Annotated in this window: 17 protein-coding genes; 9 read left to right on the top strand and 8 right to left on the bottom strand. The window is 60.2% G+C overall.

Features of this window, described 5'->3' with window-relative positions; genetic code table 11:
* Positions 1 to 6: 6 nt before the first annotated feature.
* Together SYN65AY6A5_RS01310 and glgB are read right to left on the bottom strand one after the other, a co-directional pair.
* Positions 7 to 1,398 (bottom strand): TldD/PmbA family protein, encoded by a 1,392-nt coding sequence (locus tag SYN65AY6A5_RS01310; protein ID WP_099883751.1) that lies wholly within the window; start codon positions 1,396 to 1,398, stop codon positions 7 to 9.
* Positions 1,399 to 1,422: 24 nt separating this feature from the next.
* Positions 1,423 to 3,735, bottom strand: coding sequence for a 1,4-alpha-glucan branching protein GlgB (gene glgB / locus SYN65AY6A5_RS01305; protein WP_099883749.1), 2,313 nt, complete (start codon positions 3,733 to 3,735; stop codon positions 1,423 to 1,425).
* A gap of 200 nt (positions 3,736 to 3,935) precedes the next feature.
* Here glgB and tatA point away from each other — a divergent pair, with 200 nt between their 5' ends.
* The 7 genes from tatA (at position 3,936) to SYN65AY6A5_RS01270 (ending at position 10,936) form a co-directional block, all read left to right on the top strand.
* The gene (gene tatA, locus SYN65AY6A5_RS01300; RefSeq protein ID WP_011430879.1) at positions 3,936 to 4,214 is read left to right on the top strand and encodes a twin-arginine translocase TatA/TatE family subunit; all 279 of its coding nucleotides are present in this window, start codon (positions 3,936 to 3,938) and stop codon (positions 4,212 to 4,214) included.
* A gap of 238 nt (positions 4,215 to 4,452) precedes the next feature.
* Entirely contained in the window at positions 4,453 to 5,286 is an 834-nt protein-coding gene (locus tag SYN65AY6A5_RS01295; RefSeq protein ID WP_011430880.1) for an anti-sigma factor, read from the top strand.
* 193 nt (positions 5,287 to 5,479) lie between these two features.
* Positions 5,480 to 6,340, top strand: coding sequence for a bestrophin family ion channel (locus SYN65AY6A5_RS01290; protein ID WP_240527344.1), 861 nt, complete (start codon positions 5,480 to 5,482; stop codon positions 6,338 to 6,340).
* Between the two features lie 270 nt (positions 6,341 to 6,610).
* Positions 6,611 to 6,976, top strand: a complete 366-nt coding sequence (locus SYN65AY6A5_RS01285) for an NAD(P)H-quinone oxidoreductase subunit M (RefSeq protein WP_011430883.1) — start codon at positions 6,611 to 6,613, stop codon at positions 6,974 to 6,976.
* 74 nt (positions 6,977 to 7,050) lie between these two features.
* Positions 7,051 to 7,503 (top strand): DUF2996 domain-containing protein, encoded by a 453-nt coding sequence (locus tag SYN65AY6A5_RS01280; protein WP_099813003.1) that lies wholly within the window; start codon positions 7,051 to 7,053, stop codon positions 7,501 to 7,503.
* Between the two features lie 197 nt (positions 7,504 to 7,700).
* Entirely contained in the window at positions 7,701 to 9,176 is a 1,476-nt protein-coding gene (glgA, locus tag SYN65AY6A5_RS01275) for a glycogen synthase GlgA (protein WP_011430885.1), read from the top strand.
* 152 nt (positions 9,177 to 9,328) lie between these two features.
* Positions 9,329 to 10,936 carry a 1,4-alpha-glucan branching protein domain-containing protein gene (locus SYN65AY6A5_RS01270; protein WP_011430886.1) on the top strand — a complete coding sequence of 536 codons (1,608 nt, stop codon included), beginning with the start codon at positions 9,329 to 9,331 and terminating at the stop codon, positions 10,934 to 10,936.
* A 282-nt stretch (positions 10,937 to 11,218) separates the two neighbouring features.
* On the opposite strand, the gene ilvB is transcribed toward SYN65AY6A5_RS01270, so the two are convergent.
* A complete protein-coding gene (ilvB, locus tag SYN65AY6A5_RS01265) occupies positions 11,219 to 13,015 on the bottom strand; it encodes a biosynthetic-type acetolactate synthase large subunit (RefSeq protein WP_099883747.1) in 1,797 nt (598 codons plus the stop codon).
* 532 nt (positions 13,016 to 13,547) lie between these two features.
* Here ilvB and SYN65AY6A5_RS14740 point away from each other — a divergent pair.
* Positions 13,548 to 13,703 (top strand): PepSY domain-containing protein, encoded by a 156-nt coding sequence (locus SYN65AY6A5_RS14740; protein WP_346426067.1) that lies wholly within the window; start codon positions 13,548 to 13,550, stop codon positions 13,701 to 13,703.
* A gap of 39 nt (positions 13,704 to 13,742) precedes the next feature.
* Here SYN65AY6A5_RS14740 and SYN65AY6A5_RS01260 read toward each other — a convergent pair whose 3' ends face one another.
* Genes SYN65AY6A5_RS01260 through SYN65AY6A5_RS01250 form a run of 3 tightly spaced genes read right to left on the bottom strand, consistent with a single transcriptional unit; the run spans position 13,743 to position 16,209 of the window.
* Positions 13,743 to 14,294 carry a hypothetical protein gene (locus SYN65AY6A5_RS01260; RefSeq protein WP_011430890.1) on the bottom strand — a complete coding sequence of 184 codons (552 nt, stop codon included), beginning with the start codon at positions 14,292 to 14,294 and terminating at the stop codon, positions 13,743 to 13,745.
* Entirely contained in the window at positions 14,281 to 14,667 is a 387-nt protein-coding gene (locus SYN65AY6A5_RS01255) for a hotdog domain-containing protein (protein WP_099813344.1), read from the bottom strand. Before SYN65AY6A5_RS01255 ends, SYN65AY6A5_RS01260 begins: the two co-directional genes overlap by 14 nt.
* Before the next feature lie 33 nt (positions 14,668 to 14,700).
* A complete protein-coding gene (locus tag SYN65AY6A5_RS01250; RefSeq protein ID WP_011430892.1) occupies positions 14,701 to 16,209 on the bottom strand; it encodes a hypothetical protein in 1,509 nt (502 codons plus the stop codon).
* Between the two features lie 196 nt (positions 16,210 to 16,405).
* Here SYN65AY6A5_RS01250 and SYN65AY6A5_RS01245 point away from each other — a divergent pair, with 196 nt between their 5' ends.
* Positions 16,406 to 18,574 carry a toll/interleukin-1 receptor domain-containing protein gene (locus tag SYN65AY6A5_RS01245; protein ID WP_041438461.1) on the top strand — a complete coding sequence of 723 codons (2,169 nt, stop codon included), beginning with the start codon at positions 16,406 to 16,408 and terminating at the stop codon, positions 18,572 to 18,574.
* 210 nt (positions 18,575 to 18,784) lie between these two features.
* Here SYN65AY6A5_RS01245 and SYN65AY6A5_RS01240 read toward each other — a convergent pair whose 3' ends face one another.
* Positions 18,785 to 19,042 (bottom strand): hypothetical protein, encoded by a 258-nt coding sequence (locus SYN65AY6A5_RS01240; RefSeq protein ID WP_049749773.1) that lies wholly within the window; start codon positions 19,040 to 19,042, stop codon positions 18,785 to 18,787.
* A 202-nt stretch (positions 19,043 to 19,244) separates the two neighbouring features.
* Positions 19,245 to 19,640 (bottom strand): transposase (locus tag SYN65AY6A5_RS01235; protein ID WP_206336947.1); only part of this gene is annotated, 396 nt, incomplete at its 5' end.

Genomic DNA, 19,640 nt, shown 5'->3' with positions numbered 1-19,640 from the left:
TGAGGGCTAAGCAGGCTGGCGGCCACCCACAATGGCGCGGCAGCGAATGTAGGGCCCTCCGGCGTCTACCTTGGCCGGCTGACCCTTGCCGCAGTGGCCGGATCCCAAGTCCCACCGGAAATCCCGCGACACGGCATCCACCGACTGCAACACCTCAAAGGCATTGCCCGTGATGGTAACTCCCCTCAGCAGCTCCGCCAGCTTGCCGTTGCGAATGCGGTAGGCCCGCTCCACGCCAAACATGAACTCACCGGTGGAGTCGGCTTGCCCGTTTCTGGCCCCATCCAGGAAGTAGCCGTCGGGAGTGCTGGCGAGGATCTCTTCTAGCGTCTGGGATCCCGGCTCAAGGTAGGTGTTGCGCATGCGGATGAGCGGCTCGTCGGCGTACTCCCAGGCGCGGGCATTGCCGGTGGGCTCGACGCCGAAGTGGGCAGCCGTTTCGCGGTTGTGCAGGTAGCTCACCAGGATGCCGTTCTGGATGATGGTGGTGGTTTGGGTGGGGACGCCCTCATCGTCCACAGGCAGCGTTCCCCCTGCCCCCGGCATCAATTCAGAACGGCCAGAGTCCTTGAGAGTAACCAGCTCGCTGGCCACCCGCTGCCCCAGCTTGCCGGCTGCCACCGAGCCGGCCAAGACAAAATCCGCCTCGACCGTGTGGCCAATGGCCTCGTGCACCAGCAGCCCCACGATGGAAGGGGACAAGATGACCGTGGCCCATCCCCCCTCAGCATAGCCTGCAGAGAGGAGATCGACGGCTGTGGCAGCCGCCTTCTCCGCCATCTGCAAGGGATCCGCCCGAAAAAGGCAATCCCACCCCCCCGTCACGCCAATGGACTCAGTACCGCTGCTTAGTTGGCCATCCGCCTCGGCCACCGCCTGGATCCGCAGCTCAGGGCGCACCAGCCGGAAGGCCACATCCGCCCCATCCGTAGTAACAATGGCTTTTTCCTCGTAGATCTCGTTGTAAGTGCAACTGGCGGAGGTGATGCGGGCGGAAGACTTGCGCGCCTGGGCTTCTGTTTCCAGAGCCAACTGGATCTTGGCCTCCAGGGGTTTGTTGACCACCTCCTCCACGCCGGGCTCGCAGAACTCCCCCTGGGCCAGGGATACGCTGGGCAAAGCCTTCAGCTTCTGCCTGCGGCAGTCGGCGCTGGCGCGGGCCGCTTGCTGAGCTTCGGCAATGGCCTTGCGAATGGCTGCTGGCGAGGGATCCCCGGTGGCGGCAAAGCCCCAGGTGCCGGCTTCTAGCACCCGCACCCCCACACCTGAGCGCCGCCGAACTGCCGTGCGCTCAATGCGCCCCTTTTCCGCCGTGACACTGCGAAAGACTTTGCTGTGGTAGCGCAGTTCCACAAAGCCAGAATAGTCTCGAAGGATGTCGCGCAGCAGATCTCGCATGGCAATGAGGCGGGAAGGCCGTACTCACTCCAGCATAGCTTTGTTTTCGCCTGAATCCTCCGCCAGCTGGGGCGGCTGCCACTTCAGCACCAAGGTTGAAAGGGGGGGCAGGCAGAGCTCAAGCGAGTAGGGCAGGTTGTGGTAGGGCCAGTCATCCGTCCACTTGCCCCCTAGGTTGCCAACCCCGCTGCCCCAGAACTCTACCGCGTCGCTGTTGAGCAGTTCCCGGTAAAACCCTTGCTGCGGCACGCCAATGCGGTAATTCGGCCAAACCACCGGCGTAAAGTTACAGACTACCACTAGCCACTCCCTGGGATCCTCCCCATATCGGATAAAGGAGATAATGCCCCGATGGTCGCTGCAGTCAATCCAGCGGAACCCTTCTGGCTTGGTGTCTTGAGTGTAGAGAGCTGGCTGCGAGCGCAATAGATGGTTGAGGGTGGCTACGTAGTGGCGCAGCTTGGCGTGGGGCTCATACTGCAGCAGCTCCCAGTCTAGATCTGCCCAAACATTCCACTCGTTCCACTGGCCAAACTCCATGCTCATGAACAAAGTTTTCTTGCCGGGGTGGGTGAACATGTAGCCGTAGAGGGCCCGCAAACTGGCAAACTTGTGCCACATATCCCCTGGCATTTTGCCCAACATGTGGCTTTTGCCGTGCACTACCTCATCGTGGGAAAAAGCCAGCATGTAATTTTCACTGAAGGCATACATGAGGCTGAAAGTCACTAGGTTGTGATGGAACTGGCGGAACCAGGGATCCATGCGAAAATAATTCAGCATGTCGTGCATCCAGCCCATGTTCCACTTGAGGTTAAAGCCCAGACCACCCACATGGGTTGGCCAGGTTACCATTGGCCAGGCAGTGGATTCCTCGGCAATGGAAAGAACGCCAGGGTAGTACTTGAAAATAAGGGTGTTGAGCTGGCGAAAAAAGTCGATGGCCTCCAGGTGTTCTCGCCCGCCGTAGCAGTTGGGGATCCATTCTTTGCGGTCGTAGTCCAGATAGAGCATTGAGGCCACCGCATCCACCCGAAGGCCGTCGATGTGGTATTTGTCAAACCAAAAGAGGGCATTGGCTATTAGATAGTTGCGCACCTCGTTGCGGCCGTAGTTGAAAACCAAAGTGCCCCAGCCCTTGTGCTCGCCCTTGCGGGGGTCGGCATATTCGTAGAGGTGGGTACCGTCAAAAAAGGCCAGCCCATGCCCATCTTTGGGGAAATGCCCCGGCACCCAATCGACAATGACGCCGATCCCTTCCTGGTGGGCGCGATCGACAAAGTACATGAAGTCTTGGGGCGAGCCGTAGCGGGAGGTTACCGCGTAGTAGCCAATAACCTGGTAGCCCCAGGAGCCGTCGAAGGGGTGCTCGGCCACGGGTAAGAGCTCGATGTGGGTAAAGCCCAGCTCCTTGACATAGGGGATCAATTTGTCCGCCAGCTCCCGGTAGGTAAGAAAGCGGGTGTTGGGCTTTTGCTCCACCGGCACCAGGTGCCCATCAGCGGGGGGGTCTTCCGTGGAAGCGTGCATCCAGGATCCCAAATGCACCTCGTACACCGAGATGGGCGAGCGCAGGGGGTCGGTGGCAGCCCGCTTTTCCAGCCACTCCTGGTCGTGCCAGGTATAGGTGTGGAGGTCGGCTACAATTGAGCCGGTTTTGGGTCGCACCTCCTGCTGAAAGCCATAGGGATCTGACTTTTCGTAGATATCCCCCCAGGCAGTTTTCACCTCGTACTTGTAGACGGCTCCTGGCCCAACACCAGGGATGAACACCGCCCAGATGCCGCTTTCGCCCAGCCGCTTCATCTGGTGTTGGCGGCCATCCCAGTGGTTGAAGTCGCCAATGACACTGACATTGCGGGCGTTGGGAGCCCAGACGGCAAAGTGGACTCCCTGAACCCCATCTACGCTGATGGGATGAGCGCCCAACTTCTCGTAGATGCGGTGGTGGTTGCCCTCGTTGAAGAGGTAGCGATCCAGCTCACCGATGTGGTTGACCTTCTCCAGGGGAAAGCGATAGGGATCCTCCCACTCTTCCAAGTGCTGGCCCTCCGGATCCCAGACCCGCTGCGCCCGCAGAAAGTAGTCTGGAACCGGCGTGCCAGGCGCAAAGCACAGCTCAAACAACGTTTCTGGATGCAGCGGCTGCATGGGGTAGGCCTGCCCAGTGGCGCGTTCTACCAACCAAACCTGTTTGGCATTGGGCACCAGGGCCCGCACCAGCCAGAAGGACGTCTCCCCCTGCTCTATCTGCTGCGGCCCCAAAACAGCATAGGGATCCTGCCACTGGTTGGTGACGAACTGAAGCACTTGTTCGGCAGACAGGAGAAAGCCCATCGGCAAGCTTCAACAAAGCAACAATCTCAGTCTAGCGGTCGTCGGCTGCCGCTTTTGGCAGCTCATGGATTCCAGAGCCATGGCAGTAGCAGCCAAACCTTTCTGCCCCCGGGAAAACCTGCTAGAGTTGGGAGGGGATAATTCCCCTCCTTGCCAGCGAGGTTGGTTGGCTTGTTCTATTTTTGGGGTTTTGGGGACTTATGGCTATCCTGCTGTCGAGCGAACCTATCCTGGCCGTGAGCATCTTCGGCATGGGCCTGCCAGAGCTGGCCGTGATTGGGATAATTGCAGTGGTCGTGTTCGGCCCCAAGAAGCTGCCGGAGTTGGGCAGCGCCTTCGGCAAAGCGTTGCGCAGCTTCAAGCAAGAGATGAACAACCCCAGCAGCGATGACGAGCCCACCGCCGGTGCCGATCGCGTCAGCGGGACGGAGTCCCTGAAGGTAGAAGCGGAGAAGGTGGTCGAGAAAGATGCCGCCTGAGGGCATCTGCACTGAAAAAATGGTGTCTTGGGTCGGCTCCTCGTTTTGTAGGAGATAGGTGCGAGTAAAAGCGGATACCGCAAGTTGCACGGCCGGCATCTGCACCAGCCGCAACAAAATGAAGTCGGCTTGCCGGTGAGCTGGATCCAGGGCTGATGTATATTTTTGAAAAAGCTACCGGCCTGGCGCTACCGCTTGACCCAAAGCCGGGCTGGACAGGCGCAGCAGATGGGGGGCTATGGCGGAGCCGACCGATTTCGAGCTGATGCGCCAGATCCAACTGCGGGATCGCCGCAGCCACTTTTTACTTAAGGATCGCTACCAAAAGCGCCTGCTGGAGATCGCGCTGTCCACTCTCAAGCAGCCTCACCAGGCCGAAGAGGTGGTGCGCCAGGTGTTTGAGTTCTGCTGGAAACATGCGGAGGCCTTTGACCTGCAGCGGGATCGCTCGGTGGCCCTGTGGCTTTACGAGTTGACGGCCTTTCAAGCCCAAGAACGCTTGCGGCGCTGGAGCTGGTTGCCCGCCCCTGCCTCCATCCGGGTCGCACCTCCTTGGTGGCCGCGGCGCCTCCTCTGGGGCAGCTTAGTAGGGTTAGGGATCTACGCAGTGGCCATAACAGCGGCCTACTGGCGGCTGCGCTGGCAGGGGGAGTCGGTAGCCATTCAACGGCTCTATCAGGAGTGGCAACGACAACCGCAGGTACGGCGAACCCTTCTGCGCGACCCCAGCTTCCGCAACCCCCTGTTGGTACAAGCTCTCTGGTCGCCCCGCGCCAAGCAGGTGTTGCTCTTGGCTTCAGAAATGCCCCCTGCCCCCCCGGGAACCACCTACCAACTGTGGCTGGAGTCGGCTGGGCAGCGCCTGGAAAGCGCCGGCACCTTCACCGTCAACGCCGAGGGATCCCTGCAATGGCTCAGCCAGCCCACCCATTCACAGCAGCCGACCCGCCTTTGGATTACCCTCGAACCGGCAGGCGGGAGCGAATCCCCCACTGGCGCCCCTCTGCTGCAGAGCAACTTCTGGATCCCTGCCTCTCAACCTGAGGAGAGCAAAGAGAACCTCTTAAACTAGCTTGAAATGACTCCTGAGACCCTGGAAGTTGCCCCGTCAGGTCAAGGGATTCATCCCCCCGTATACGGCGGGGAAGAGGGGGGCCTGCGCCGCCAAGGTTTCGGTCAACAACCGTTGCCATGACGGTAGTAGGATCAGGGGGCAGGCTTGCCGACGCCACACCAGGATTCGCCAGTATCTATCGGGAAATGGGTTGCGTTGGTTTCGCTTGGCCCTGCAGTTGCACGGATCGGTTGTGCCGGCAGTGCTGCCTCGCACCCTCATCTGTGGTCTCCTGGGAGTGCTGGTTTCCGTTCTCTACAAGCTGGGGTTGCCCATAGCGCTGTCCTCGTTGGTGGCGTTCGTGCCCAACATCGTTTTTGGCTTGATGCTGGTGTTTCGGACAAACACTGCCTACGAGCGGTTTTGGGAGGGGCGAAAAGCTTGGGGATGCGTGGTGAGCAACGTGCGCAACTTAGCCCGCTTGATTTGGGTAGCCATTGAAGAGAAGCAGCCAGACGATCGGGAAGAAAAAATCAAAATCCTCTATCTCCTGCCTGCTTTTGCCATCGCCATGAAGCAACATCTGCGCCAAGAATTTTTGCCAGATGAGCTTCAGACCCTCCTCAGCCCAGAGCAGTTGCAACGTCTTAAAAACCTCAACCATCCCTCCTTGCAAATTGCCTTTTGGATTGGAGACTACCTACAGCGCCAATACCAAAAAGGCCGCGTTGAAGTCTATCAGCTAACGATCATGGTGGAGCGGCTCAATAACATGGTCGATGTCCTGGGCGCCTGCGAGCGCATTCTCATGACCCCAACGCCAATGGCCTACGCCTTACATTTGAAGCAGTTGTTGCTGCTGTATTGTTTGTCTTTGCCTTTTCAGATGGTGGAGGGATTGGGCTGGATGACCGGCCCCATTGTCGGGCTGCTGGCCTTTATGCTGTTTGGCGTCGAGGAGATCGGCATTGAAATTGAGAACCCCTTTGGACGGGATCCGAACGACCTGCCCCTTGATGTGATTTGCAGTAGGATGAAGCAGAATATCGCTGATTTGATCCAGTCTGCCTAGAACAACCATGGGTTATCTCATAAACAAGCTTAGGTTTCCCTGGGGAAGGTAGTCCGGCTTTTTAAATTTTTCCAGTAACACCGGCTACGCAGCCGACAGCCGTACTTTTAGGCTTCTTCTGTGCCAGAGGGATCCCGCTTCTCCCCAGAATTGTTGGGTGGGGAGATTGGCCTGGGCAACTTTCTGGGATCTGGACGACAAGGGATCCCACCTCGGCGCCAGGAATGATACCTTGAACAAAGGCGTAGGATCTCGACCGGAGCGACAGCCATGCTGAAATGCACCACCCGCCACGTTCACATCTTTGCTGGCGAGGTGACCGCCGATAACCACTTTGTGCCTCGCGACGATCTGCTCACCCTCGATGTGGATCCCGACAACGAGCTGGTCTGGAACGATGCCGCCTTGCAGAAGGTCTATGCTCGTTTTGAGGAATTGGTAGAAGAGTACAGGGGCCGGGATCTGACTGAGTACAACCTGCGGCGCATCGGCTCTGACCTGGAACACTTCATTCGCTCTCTCCTCAAGCAAGGGGAAATTGCCTACAACCTGCAGGGGCGTACCCCCAACTACAGCATGGGCTTCCCCCAGATCCCTGCTGAAGAAATTGTCGGCCAGTACATCCCCAAAGGTTAGCCTCTCTTCCATCCCTGACTCTGGGCCTGCCAGCCCGCACGCCAATCGTTGACCTGTTATCGGAGTATCAGCCCATGTCTGGAGAACCTACCCCCGCCCAGGAAACCGCTGTCGAAAAGCCGGCCCGGGTTGAGGCCGCCAACCCTGCTCCCAAGGAGACTGACACTGCCCAAGCCTCGCCCAAAGCCGCAGCAAAAAAACCAGCCAAGGAAGAGAAGCCTTTCGAGCAACTCATTGCAGAAGATGTGATCCCGGCAACCATCGCCGCTTTTCAGAAACGCGGCGTCACCGATCTGCAACTGCGGCTGGAGGGCAAGACGCTGATTGGCTCGTTTGCCGGCGGCAAAAAGCAGTTTAGCGTCCTCTTTGCCGAGGGATCCCTCAATGGGCCCAAGTTCTTCCGCTGCGCTATTGAAGGATCCCCGGCCAGCACCATTGAGTCTTTTATGATCGACGAGCGTCGCGTCGATGTGCCCCTGTTCGTGTTCTATCTGGTGCAGCGCCTCTATGCCCAGCAGTGGTATTGAGCGATCCCAGGCAGATGCCTGAGCCGCCAGCCAAACCCGTAGGCAGCGCAGCCAGAGATTGAGCTAGCCACCTGTTAGGCAAGGAAGGGATCCCCGGACAGGGATCCCTTTTCGCTGAGGCGGGGGATGGGCTGTAGAAGCCAAAAGAGATTATCTTTTGTGAAGAAAAGTAAGGCGGTGCTACGGGAGAGCGCGAAATGTACATCGTGCAGATTGCGTCGGAATGTGCCCCGGTCATCAAGGCGGGGGGGCTGGGGGATGTGGTGTACGGCCTCAGCCGAGAGCTGGAAGTGCGGGGGCACTGTGTCGAGCTGGTTTTGCCCAAGTACGACACCATGCGCTACGACCAGATCTGGGGCTTGCACGATGCCTACCGCGACCTCTGGGTGCCCTGGTATGGGGGAGCTATTCACTGCTCGGTGTACTGCGGCTGGGTACATGGCCGCCTTTGCTTTTTTATTGAGCCCCACTCCGGCGACAACTTTTTTAATCGTGGCTGCTACTACGGCTGCCCGGACGACAACATGCGCTTTGCTTTTTTCAGCAAGGCGGCTCTGGAGTTTCTTCTCAAAAGCAATAAGCGCCCCGATATCATTCATTGTCACGATTGGCAGACAGGATTGGTGCCGGTGCTGCTCTTTGAGATTTACAAGTACCACGGCATGGAAAACCAGCGGGTATGCTACACCATCCACAACTTTAAACACCAAGGCTTTGGCGGCCCGGAAATCCTCTGGGCCACCGGCCTCAACCGGGAGCCCTATTACTTTCATTACGACCGCCTGCGAGATAACTTTAACCCCTTTGCCCTCAACTTTATGAAGGGCGGGATCGTCTTTTCCAACTTCGTGACCACCGTTTCCCCCACCCATGCCCTGGAAGCGCGATTTGGTAATTACAACTATGGACTGGGACACACTCTTTACTTGCACCAGCACAAGTTTCGCGGCGTCTTGAATGGCATCGACTACGATATTTGGAACCCTGAGATCGATCGCTTTATTCCTTTTCACTACACGGCGCAAACTTTGGAAAACAAGGCCAAAAACAAAAAAGCACTGCGGGATCAGCTATGGCTACAAGATGTTGATAAGCCCATTGTGGCCTATATTGGGCGGCTGGACGAGCAAAAAGGCGTGCATCTGGTGCATCATGCCATCTACCGCTCCCTGTTTAAAAATGCCCAATTCGTGCTGCTGGGATCCGCCACGGAGCCGGGGATCGGCGCCTGGTTTGCCCATGAGAAACGCTACCTCAACGACAACCCCGATGTTCACATCGAGCTGGGCTTCAACGAAGAACTTTCCCACCTCATCTATGCGGGGGCAGACATCCTTGTGGTGCCCAGCCACTACGAGCCCTGCGGCCTTACCCAGATGATCGGCCTCAAGTACGGCACGGTTCCGGTGGTGAGGGGCGTGGGCGGCCTGGTGGATACCGTTTTCGACCGCGATTACGACACTCGCAAATTGCCGGAGCAGCGCAATGGCTACGTGTTCTACCACACGGATCGCGCGGCTCTGGAGTCGGCGCTGGATCGGGCCATCGACCTGTGGTACACCGCTCCCGACCAGTTTCGCCAACTGCAAGTCCAGGGCATGAGCTACGACTACTCCTGGAACTACCCCGGCAAAGAATACCTGGAGATCTACGAGTTCATTCGCCACCGCTGAGCGATCCCCAGCGATCCCAGCCCTTGACCACAAGGGGGAAATGCTGGACGATAGGTAGCAATGCCGCTCTTAACCTTCCCTACAGATTTATTGCCGGGGAAGGGGAGCTTGCTCGGTTATCTTCTCCTACCTGAGGATCCCTGGCCGCTATGATGGGCTATCTCGCCTTGGTACTCCACGCACACCTGCCCTTTGTGCGCCACCCTGAGCAGGACTTCGTGCTGGAAGAAGAATGGCTCTACGAAGCCATCACCGAGACCTATGTCCCGCTGCTGCACATGTTCGAGGGGCTGCGGCGAGATGGCATCGACTTTCGCTTCACCATGTCCCTAACGCCGCCCTTGGTGTCGATGCTGCGGGATCCCTTGCTGCAGGAGCGCTACGACCACTACCTAACCAAGTTGGAAGAGCTGGCCCAACTGGAATACGACAAGAACGCCACCAACGGCCACATTCGCTACCTGGCCGAGCACTACATCAAGCAATTTGCCATGGTGCGCGATCTCTGGGAGCGCTACGACCGGGATCTGGTGCGGGCCTTCAAACAGTTTCAAGACAGCGGCAACCTGGAGATCATTACCTGCGCGGCTACCCACGGCTACCTGCCCTTGATGCAGATGTACCCGCAGGCGGTATGGGCCCAACTTATCGTGGCCTGCGAGCACTACAACGAACACTTTGGCCAATGGCCAAGAGGGATCTGGCTGCCGGAGTGCGCCTACTACCAGGGGCTGGAGCGGATGATCGCCGATGCCGGCCTGCGCTACATGATCACCGACGCCCACGGTTTGCTCTATGCCAAGCCGCGGCCCCGCTACGGCATGTACGCCCCCATCTTCACCGAGACTGGCGTTGCCGTCTTCGGTCGGGATCACGAGTCTTCGCAGCAGGTGTGGTCAGCGGAGGTGGGCTACCCTGGGGATCCCGTCTATCGCGAGTTCTACAAAGACCTGGGGTACGAGGCCGACTACGAGTACATCAAGCCCTACATCATGCCCAACGGCCAGCGGAAAAACACCGGCATCAAGTACCACCGCATCACGGGGCGCAACCTCGATCTGGGACAGAAGCAACTTTACGATCCCTACTGGGCCAGGGAGAAGGCGGCAGAACATGCGGGCAACTTCATGTTCAACCGCCAGCGGCAGATCGAGTATTTGTACAGCGTCATGGGGCGTCCGCCGCTGGTGGTGGCCCCTTATGATGCCGAGCTGTTCGGCCATTGGTGGTATGAGGGCCCCTGGTTTTTGGATTTCCTCATTCGCAAGAGCTACTTCGACCAAAATACCTATCGCATGACTCACCTGGCGGAGTACTTGCGGGAGAACCCCACCCACCAGGTGTGCAAACCTGCCCAGTCCAGTTGGGGGGCGCGCGGCTTCCACGAGTACTGGCTCAACCCCACCAACGCCTGGATCTACCCCCACCTGCACAAGGCTACCGAGCGGATGATCGAGCTGAGCCGCCGCGAGCCTGCCGATGACCTGGAGTGGCGGGCCCTGAACCAGGCGGCGCGGGAATTGCTCCTGGCCCAATCTTCCGACTGGGCCTTCATCATGCGCACGGGGACGATGGTTCCCTATGCGGTACGCCGCACCAAATCCCACCTGCTGCGCTTCAATCACCTCTACGAGAAGATCCAAGCCGGCCAGTTTCGGCGAGAAAAAGCCACCCCTGAAGACGAGCAGTGGCTGGCCAAGGTGGAATACATGGACAACATCTTCCCCAACCTCAACTACCGTGTCTACCGGCCCCTCTGACCATTGGGTAAGGCCGGAACCTTTTGGCAACTTCCACCCGCACCGCGTGGAAAAAAGAATTTCCGACTACTTGAGCCTCACTCCCCCCCTTCCTCTTGGACGATGGGCTGGGGTTGGTCGCAGCAGAGGGGCGCTCGGGAAGTGTTTTCTTCAATCGGGTTTGAAACGACTGCAGTTTGAAATAGCCATCATCGGCATCCCTGCGGACTTTCCGCTGCCGAGGGCGGGCCTTGTTGCGAAGGGATCCCAACTTCCCTGCCCTGATGGCCAGCCCTGCCGGTTCTAGAGCTTGGTGCCGCACTCGGCGCAGAACTTGTGCAGGCTGGGGTTTTTGGTGCCGCAATTGGGGCAGTAAATCAGCTCGGCGGCTTGCTCCAGTTGCCGCTTTTCCGGCAGGCCGATCATCTGGTAGTTGGCTTTGCCGGCGGGCACCATCGGGTAGCAGTTCTCGTCCCGCTTGACCACAAAATCGACCACCACCGGCCCCTCGTGGCGCAGCATCTCTTGGATGGCGTCGTCCACTTGATCGGGGTGATCGACGCGCATGCCCTTGATACCAAAGGCTTCGGCCAGCTTGACAAAATCTGGCATGCCCGCCGCCATATCGGAGTGAGAATAGCGCTCGCCGTGGAAAGCCTGTTGCCACTGCCGCACCATGCCCTGCCAGCCGTTGTTGATGATGGCCACCTTGGTGGCAATGCCGTACTGGGCCACCGTGCCCAGCTCCTGCATGTTCATCTGGAAGCTGGCGTCGCCGCTGATGCAGATCACCTCGGCGTGGGGCAGGGCCACTTTGACCCCCATGGCCGCCGGGAAACCGTAGCCCATGGTGCCCAGGCCAGAACTGGAGATCCACTGGCGCGGCCCGTTACGCAGAAACTGCGCCGCCCACATTTGGTGCTGACCGACATCGGTGGTGTAGTAGGCGTGGGGAGCATGGCGACGAAAGGCATCGATCACCTGCTGCGGGGCGATCACGCCCTCATAGCGGGGCACCTGCAGGGGGTAGTCCCGTTTCCAGCGCTCGATCCGCGCCAGCCAAGCTTGCGTTTGGCCAGGGGTGTAGGGCATTTTGCTTAGCTGCGCCAACAGCTCCACCAGGACGGTGCGCACATCTCCCACAATCGGCACGTCCGGAGTGCGGTTTTTGCCCACTTCTGCCGGGTCGATATCAATGTGGATAACCTTGGCGTGCTTGGCAAATTCGTCCAGCTTGCCGGTTACGCGGTCGTCAAAGCGGGCCCCCACGGCAATCAGCAGGTCGCACTCGGTAACGGCGAAGTTGGCGTAGGCGGTGCCGTGCATGCCCAGCATCCCCACCGAGAGGGGATCGTTCTCATCGAAGGCCCCTTTGCCCATGAGGGTGGTGGTCACCGGGATCTGATAGGTGTGGGCCAGCTCGGCAATCTCGGCATGGGCACCCGAGATGATGGCCCCGCCCCCCACGTAGAGCAGGGGCCGCTTGGCCTGCAGGATCAGCTTGGCCGCCGCGTGGATCTGGCGCGGGTTCCCCCGCACCGTGGGCCGGTAGCCGGGGATGTTGACTTCGCTAACCGGCTGGTAGTCGAACTCTTCCAGCCCCACATCTTTGGGAATGTCGATCAGCACCGGCCCCGGTCGCCCGGTGCCAGCAATGTGAAAAGCCTCGGCCACGATCCGAGCCATTTGGCGCGGATCCCGCACCACGTAGGAGTGCTTGACGATGGGCAGGGTGATGCCAAAGATGTCGGTCTCCTGAAAGCCGTCGGTGCCGATCAAATGGCGGGGCACCTGGCCGGTGATCACCACCATGGGCACAGAGTCCATCATGGCATTGGCAATGCCCGTCACCAGGTTGGTTGCTCCTGGCCCCGAGGTGGCAAAGCACACCCCCACCTTGCCGGTAGCGCGGGCGTAGCCATCGGCAGCATGGGCAGCGGCCTGTTCGTGGCGGACTAGGAAATGTTTGAGTAGCCCTTGGGATTCGGCCTTGTACAGCTCGTCGTAGATGGGCAAGATCGCTCCTCCTGGATAGCCGAAAATGTGCTGCACCCCATGTCGATGCAGGCTATCCACCAGTGCATAGGCCCCTGTTGCCACGATATCTTCTCCCCACTGAAGACGACCGAGCGCTCAACCTGAAGGGTTTGAGCTAGAAGACCAGCCAGCTATTGGCCGGCTTTTTAGGTTGTGTATTTAATTCAACAGTCTAGCAGGGGTTTGCTCCGCAGGGTTGAGATTTGCCTGGGGGGTGGCAACCGGTTTTTTCCTTCACCCTGCTTTTGCCTTGGAGAGCCCTTTAAGGCTGAGCTGTCGCATCCCCAGCAGAGGTGGCTCTAGATGAGAAGGGATCCGCTGCCCTGGGGATCCTGCGCTGCAAAACCTGCCCAGGCCGACGTGAGACCATCCGGTTCTCAGAGGGTTGAACCTGAAATTGATGGCATCCTCCCCTCAATATTTATTGAGGGGATTATTGCCCCTCGAGCTCCCCTACTTCTCTAAAACCTGCTGTTATCTATCTAGGTTTGATGATTGCGATGCTGGTCGGCAACCCGCTGGCTGGCCTCAAGACCGGCCCAGAGCTGGTTTTTGCCCAGTCTTCTGTCTCAGCAATCGATGAAGAAACTATTGGATTGCTCGCTTAGTTGTTCCCGCTGCTTCCGTTGAAGAAGTCGAACTGGAGCGGGAGAATGGGCGCTGGGTTTGGAAGGTGGGGTTTGCCAACGACATTGAGGTCAAAATCGATGGCAGAGCCGGGAAAATTCTAGACATCGATGATGACTGGTAGTTGGGCTGCTGCAAGAGCCCAAGAGAGGGCTGACGAGTTCTATCGGATCCTCGAGCGGCTGCTGCGCAGGATGAGCCATGCCAATTCCAAGGCCGGCCCCAGCACTCGCCAGGCGCGAAAGCAAAGCAGCAGGGATCCCTGTCCGTGCCAGCCGGTGTGGGCGAAGGTCAAGCGCAGGTGGCAAGCCAGCGAGGGGGGGAGGGTTGCCAAAAGCCCTAGGCACTGCCCCGTCAAGGCCGGGTCGGCAAAGCCGATTTCCAGGCCGCCTCGCCAGGACTGGATCTGGATCCCCTCGGCCAACCGCCTCAGAAGGGGCCAGAAGCGAGGCCAGTCGGCAAAGGAGAGACGGCAGCCCACCCAGGCTGGCCAATGCCCGCGAACGTATAGGGACCCGCAGCGCCATTCCCAACCCCGACGGCTGCCCCGCAGAGCCAAGCCCCTCCACCCGCGCCATTCCCCAACCCAGGCGAGGGGGCCCTGCCAAGGCTTGCGGTAGCGCAGCAGGAGCTGTTGTGGCCAGAACAAAAACAGCCCCAACCCCGTGACCAGCAACAGCCCTGCCAGGCGCTGGATGACCTCAGGCCAGCCCATAGCGAGCCAGAAAACGGGGCAAATCGACCACCTGACAGGTATAGGATCCCTGCATGACCAAGCGCCCCTGCTGCGTGATCTTCACCTGAAATTCAATGCGCCTTCCCACCGCTTGCACAACCTCAACCTGAACGTGTAGAGGATCCCCGACCACGGCTGCCGAGCAGTGTTCCAGGGCAAAGCGGATCCCGACGACGGCTTCTTCCCCCTCGTAGAAGGGCTGCAAGGTGTTGTGGCCGCACCGCTCGATCAGCGCCAACAGCGCCGGGGATCCGATCACCCTCACGCCGGGGTTGCCCAGGGCCTCTGCCGTTTGCTCGGGGCCGGGGATCCCTTGCCAGGTGCCGCGGGTGCCGAGAGGAACAGGTTTCACGGTCTGGGAGCCCCAACAGGCGAGGGTGGGCATTTAGCGGGATGCAGTCCTGGACTGCCACAGGCGCCAGCCCTGCCCAAGCAAGAGGCAGAGAACCAGGATCCCGACGAGAACCACCAGCACCAGGGCCCGCTCCAGGCGGGTGGCATAGAACCCCGTCACCGTCCAGTTGCGGCTGAGGTTGGAGCCCAAAATGGCAAGCATAGCCAGGCCCAAAGCTTGGGTCCCTGTCCAAGGTGCCCTTCCCCTTTCTTGGTTTAGGGCTATGGGCTGCAGCGCTGCCAAGATCAAGGCGGTGATCAAGGCTGCCAGCAAGAAGGCCGCCTGCGGCTGGGCGTGGACGAAATAGCCCACCCCCAGCGGCAGGAGCAGGCTGGCCAGCGTCAGGCCGATCCCCGTCGGCAGCGGCCTGTCTTGCCCGTACACCCAGTGGACAAGCGCTGCCAGCCCCATGCTCGCCATGCCCAGGTACAGCGCCGCCGCCACATAGGGCTGGGTGAGGTCGATCCCGGCCACCTGCAGGTTGAACTGGTGCAGCAGGTTTTGCAGCAGGGGTTGGGCCGACAAAAACAGGGCGGCCATTGCCCCCCAGCGGCTGGGAAAAGCCAGACACCCCAGCCCCAGCAGCGCCGCCCCGTAGGATCCCCCCAGCCGCAGCGCCAGCAGCGCCCCACCGCCTACCAGCGTCAGGCTCACACAGGCCCGCCAGAGCAAGGCCTCTTTTCCCTCGGGTGCCGGGATCCCGCCCTCCAAAGCCAGCAGAGCCCACGAGAGCAGCACCCCCGCCCCGTACAGCAGCGCCCAAAAGGGATCCTGGTACAGCCCGTTGCGCACCAGGGCCAAAGCCAGCGCCGTCGCCACCAGCCATCCCACACCGTGCCCCAGGGCCGACAGCAGCCGGTTGGAGCCCACCTCGCTGTCGCGCGAGGACTCCGTCCCGCTGGCGGGAACGGGGAGGATCAGCAGGGGCAGCGTGCCCGCCACCAGGCTGAGGGCAGCCAGCCCCACCGGCAGCAGCACCGACCAAGGGAGATCTTGGGGGGAGCCCATCTCCAGCAGGCGGGATCCCCAGGTCAAGGCGGCGATGCCGCTCCAGCCCTGGCCCAGACCCATCAGCACAGACAGCATCTCCGCCTCGGCCAAGCAGCCCAGCAACGGGATCCCCACCAAGCCCATCCCCAGGCCGCAGCCCCACAGCAGCAGAGAAAAAGCAGCTCCCGCCTCAGATTCCTCGAAAGCACCGCGGGCTAGGCCCCACACGCTGGCCAAGCTGAGCAGCAGCACCGCCAGCCCCTGCCCGGCCCGCCCGCAGCCGCTCAAGCCCAGCAGACCCAACCCCACCAGTCCCCCCAGCAACACCGCTAGCGGGATCGGCTCCGACAACTGTCCCAGCCCTGCCCCCAGCGCCGCCAAGGCTGCCAAGCCCAGCCCCACTGCCGGCTGCCAACGGCGAAGGGATCCCCAGCGGCGATAGCGAATCGCTTCCAACAGCAAAACCACCAAGCCAATTGCAGCCCCAATCGCCAGCGCTCCGCTTACCATCTCCCCCTCCTGACCAACCCTTCCTCAACTATCGCCGATCTTGGTCTGGCCATCGAAGGACTCCGTCCCGCTGGCGCAAACGGCAAAAGGGTTGACAGAAACTTGGTGCCTTATCCCCCAGCCGGGGAAGGGCAATGCCCCAAGCCGCCGAGGCGGTGGCAAAGATAAGCTGGAAAAGAGCAGCGAGCGGGCGTTCATGTCTTCCGAGCATTACAAGTTCGACCTCTTCTTGCGTTACCACCGGGCCCAGGCCCGTTGGGCGCGGCAGTTGGCGGAGCGGTTGGATCGGGAGGGCTTCAAGGTCTGGTTTGACCGCTGGATGCTACAGCCAGGAGACGACCGCCGGCTGGAGCTGCAACTGGCCATCGAACAGTGCCGCTGGGTCGGGGTGGTGGCCTCGCCGGAGTTTGTCGCCAATCCCTGGCCCAGAGATGAGCTCTACAGCGGCTTCTCCCACGCCCCGCCCCGGCAGAACCAGCGCCTGCTGACGCTGCTGCACACGCCCGCCGAGCTGCCCCGCCCCCTGGCAGAAGCGCCGCTGCTGGACTTTAGCGGCTCCGATGAGGATCCGGTGCTGTTCGAGTACCGGGCCCGGGAGCTGATGCACTTTTTGGATCCCAGCTTTCCCGCCCCCGGGGATCTGCAGCGATTTCGGCTGCAATACCGTCGCCGCGAGGAACTCCCTGAAGATGAGGAGGTGCGGGGGTTCCAGGCCTTTTTGCGGGCCATTCAAATGGCCATCCTGCGCATTGCCACCGGCGAAATGCCCTCTGCCACGCCGGAGGAAGGAGCACGCAAGATTGCCATTTTGCAATTTATTCAGCGGCTGTTTCAGTGGAACAGCGCCGACATTCAATTTGAGCGGGCCGAGGAGTGGCGCAAGCGGGGCAACCTGAGCGAGGCGCTGGCCGCCTACGACCGTGCCTTGAACATGGATCCCAACTTTGCCCTGGCCTGGAGCCGGCGCGGCGATGTGCTGGTGCAGTTGGCCCGCTACCGCGAGGCGGTGGACAGCTACAACGGATCCCTGAGCATCAACCCCTACGACGAGGAGACGCGGCTGCGCCTGGCCCTGATTTTGGGGCGCCTGGGCCAGTACAAAGCGGCGGTGGTCAACTACGACAAGGTGCTGGAGAGCAACCCCGAAGATGCCTTGGCCTGGCACAATCGCGGCATTCGCCTCATGCAACTGAAGCGGCCCAAGCTGGCCCTCAACAGCCTGAACAAGGCGCTGCGCTACAACCCCCAACAGCCCCGCACCTGGCTGGCGCGTGGGATCGTGCTGCGGCGGCTGCGGCGGCCCAGCTCGGCGGCGGCCAGCTTTGCCCGCGTCCTGAAGCTCAACCCCAGAAGTGGCCGGGTCTGGCGCTACCAAGGCAATGCCCTGTTCCACTGCCAGCGGCTGCGCTCGGCCATCGAGTGTTACAAGCGCTCGCTGCGGCTGCGCCGCCGGGATCCCATTACGCTCCACAACCTAGGGGTGGCTCTGCTGCGCCTGGGGCAGTATCGGCTGGCCAGCAAGGCCCTGGAACGTGCTCTGCGCTACGACGCCGACAACCCCAAAAGCTGGTATGCCCGCGGCGTGGCCTTCCAGAAATTGGGCTACCTGAGGGAGGCTTGCATTCACTTCGAGGAAGCCCTGAAAATCCGGCCAGAGGACTTCCCGGCTCGCTACGCCCTGGCGGTGGCCCAGCAGGAGCTGGGGCAATACGAAGCCAGCCTGGAGCAGTTCCGGCGCCTGGTGCAACAGCGTCCCGGCAGCTTTGCCTGCTGGTTTGGCCAGATCACCAGCCTGCGGCGCTTGGGCCGGTTGGAAGAAGCCCTTGCTGCCGCCCAACAGATGACCCGCCTCAACGAACGGGATCCCTGGGGCTGGTTTGCCTTAGGGCTAGTGTATGGCGACCTGAAAGAGGCAGAAAAAGCGGTGGAGGCCTACTCGCGGGTTTTGCAGCTCACCCCAGAAGACGCGGTGGCCCTCAACAACCGCGCCTGGGAGGCCCTGAAGCTGGGGAAATTGGAGCTGGCTCTAGCCGACGCCCAACGGGCCACAGAACTGGAGCCGCAGCGGCCCGCCTTCTGGCATACCTTGGCGCTAATCCAACTACAGGCCGGCCAGCGGGAGGCGGCCCAGGCCAGTTTGCAGCGCTGCCTGGAACTGGATCCCCAGTTTCAGCCGGCCCAAGCTGCTCTGCAGGAGCTGAACCGCGCCGGCTCCAGCTCGCCGACACCGTTGCCGGGCAACTTTGCCGAGAGCCCTGCTGCTGACGCGCCGGCAGGAACGGCGCTGCCAGAACTGAAAACCCTCACCCCTCAAGAGGAGCCGCAACCGGTAGACCGTAGGCCCCTACCGGATCCCTCCGCTTAGCCCTTGTCTTGTGCCAATCCCCACAACGCCCTGACTGGATTTATGCCCAGGGACAGCTTGCCTCCCTGCCTGACAAAACTCCACCGGCTCAGGGCTATGTAGACCATCCGCGAACTGAAGCGCGGAAGCAGGCTACTGAGCAGGGGGAGAACCTCAGCCTTAGCAATATACAAACTGTGCTGTTCAGAGGGGCCGTCAGCTCTCCCCCGTTCACAGCAAGGGCAGGCCGCGCAGTCGTCGCAGTTGGTTGATATGGGCTGGGCAATCACACCCGAACAGGGCAATGGCGGCGTTGCTCTCTTCGAGGGTGAACTCCAAGAAAAGATGCTCCGCCGCCTCGACCTCAGCTTCAGATGGGTTGGGATCCCCTATCTCTGGCCAAGGGAGCGGGTGCCGCCACGGCAAAGAACGAGAGCGGACAACACTCAGATCAAATTGAGGCACCTCCAGAGCAGAAGCCCAAGCCATAGGAGCAGGCGACAGCAGCAACGCCCACAGAGCCGGTGTAGCCCACCTAGCCCAACGCCAATAGAAATGAGGGATCCCTGCCATCAATCTGACCAACTCACCGTAGCGGTAGTGTACCACTGGTTTTGGCTTCTGTCAGGAAAGAGAAACTCCATCAGCCGAAATGACCGTAAAGTGGTTGAGCTTACAGCCTGTTAAGGACTCAAGGGGTACAATAGCAGCACTTAGCAAACCAACTTTGGAAGGAGGATGGATTGATCAGTAGTAAAGAAGTCTTCACTATCTGCCCCATGCTATATTTCCCAATTCTGCAAAGCTGCCGAATAAAATGCTTCAACACCGACCACATCATCTCAATGGGATTCAACTCCGGCGCATACACAGGTAGGTATAGGATTCGTGCTCCTGTCCCCCTAATCAATTCCTCAACTTCCCGACTCTTGTGGATATTTAAATCCTTCCTCGCATCTAGCTTCGGACATAGCTCGCTTCTCAAAAACTCCAAAAAATCTCCTTTCTTCATCCCACCCTTGATGACACGACAGCCAACTACACCTCTCAAGGAAATAGCTCCAATAACCGTATACTTTTCACTCTT

The organism is Synechococcus sp. 65AY6A5 (assembly GCF_002760415.1).
Lineage (GTDB): Bacteria > Cyanobacteriota > Cyanobacteriia > Thermostichales > Thermostichaceae > Thermostichus.
Note: the sequence above shows the minus strand (reverse complement) of the source record. Positions and strands in the feature narration are given on the sequence as shown.

What these genes read in the sequence shown, in the direction of transcription:
- SYN65AY6A5_RS01250 (WP_011430892.1), bottom strand. Translation starts at nt 16,209, where the DNA reads ATGGTAAGCGGAGCGCTGGCGATTGGGGCTGCAATTGGCTTGGTGGTT.
- SYN65AY6A5_RS01260 (WP_011430890.1), bottom strand. Translation starts at nt 14,294, where the DNA reads ATGGGCTGGCCTGAGGTCATCCAGCGCCTGGCAGGGCTGTTGCTGGTC.
- glgB (WP_099883749.1), bottom strand. Translation starts at nt 3,735, where the DNA reads ATGGGCTTTCTCCTGTCTGCCGAACAAGTGCTTCAGTTCGTCACCAAC.
- SYN65AY6A5_RS01285 (WP_011430883.1), top strand. Translation starts at nt 6,611, where the DNA reads ATGCTGAAATGCACCACCCGCCACGTTCACATCTTTGCTGGCGAGGTG.
- SYN65AY6A5_RS01270 (WP_011430886.1), top strand. Translation starts at nt 9,329, where the DNA reads ATGGGCTATCTCGCCTTGGTACTCCACGCACACCTGCCCTTTGTGCGC.
- tatA (WP_011430879.1), top strand. Translation starts at nt 3,936, where the DNA reads ATGGCTATCCTGCTGTCGAGCGAACCTATCCTGGCCGTGAGCATCTTC.
- SYN65AY6A5_RS01295 (WP_011430880.1), top strand. Translation starts at nt 4,453, where the DNA reads ATGGCGGAGCCGACCGATTTCGAGCTGATGCGCCAGATCCAACTGCGG.
- glgA (WP_011430885.1), top strand. Translation starts at nt 7,701, where the DNA reads ATGTACATCGTGCAGATTGCGTCGGAATGTGCCCCGGTCATCAAGGCG.
- SYN65AY6A5_RS01280 (WP_099813003.1), top strand. Translation starts at nt 7,051, where the DNA reads ATGTCTGGAGAACCTACCCCCGCCCAGGAAACCGCTGTCGAAAAGCCG.
- SYN65AY6A5_RS01310 (WP_099883751.1), bottom strand. Translation starts at nt 1,398, where the DNA reads ATGCGAGATCTGCTGCGCGACATCCTTCGAGACTATTCTGGCTTTGTG.
- SYN65AY6A5_RS01240 (WP_049749773.1), bottom strand. Translation starts at nt 19,042, where the DNA reads ATGGCTTGGGCTTCTGCTCTGGAGGTGCCTCAATTTGATCTGAGTGTT.
- SYN65AY6A5_RS01245 (WP_041438461.1), top strand. Translation starts at nt 16,406, where the DNA reads ATGTCTTCCGAGCATTACAAGTTCGACCTCTTCTTGCGTTACCACCGG.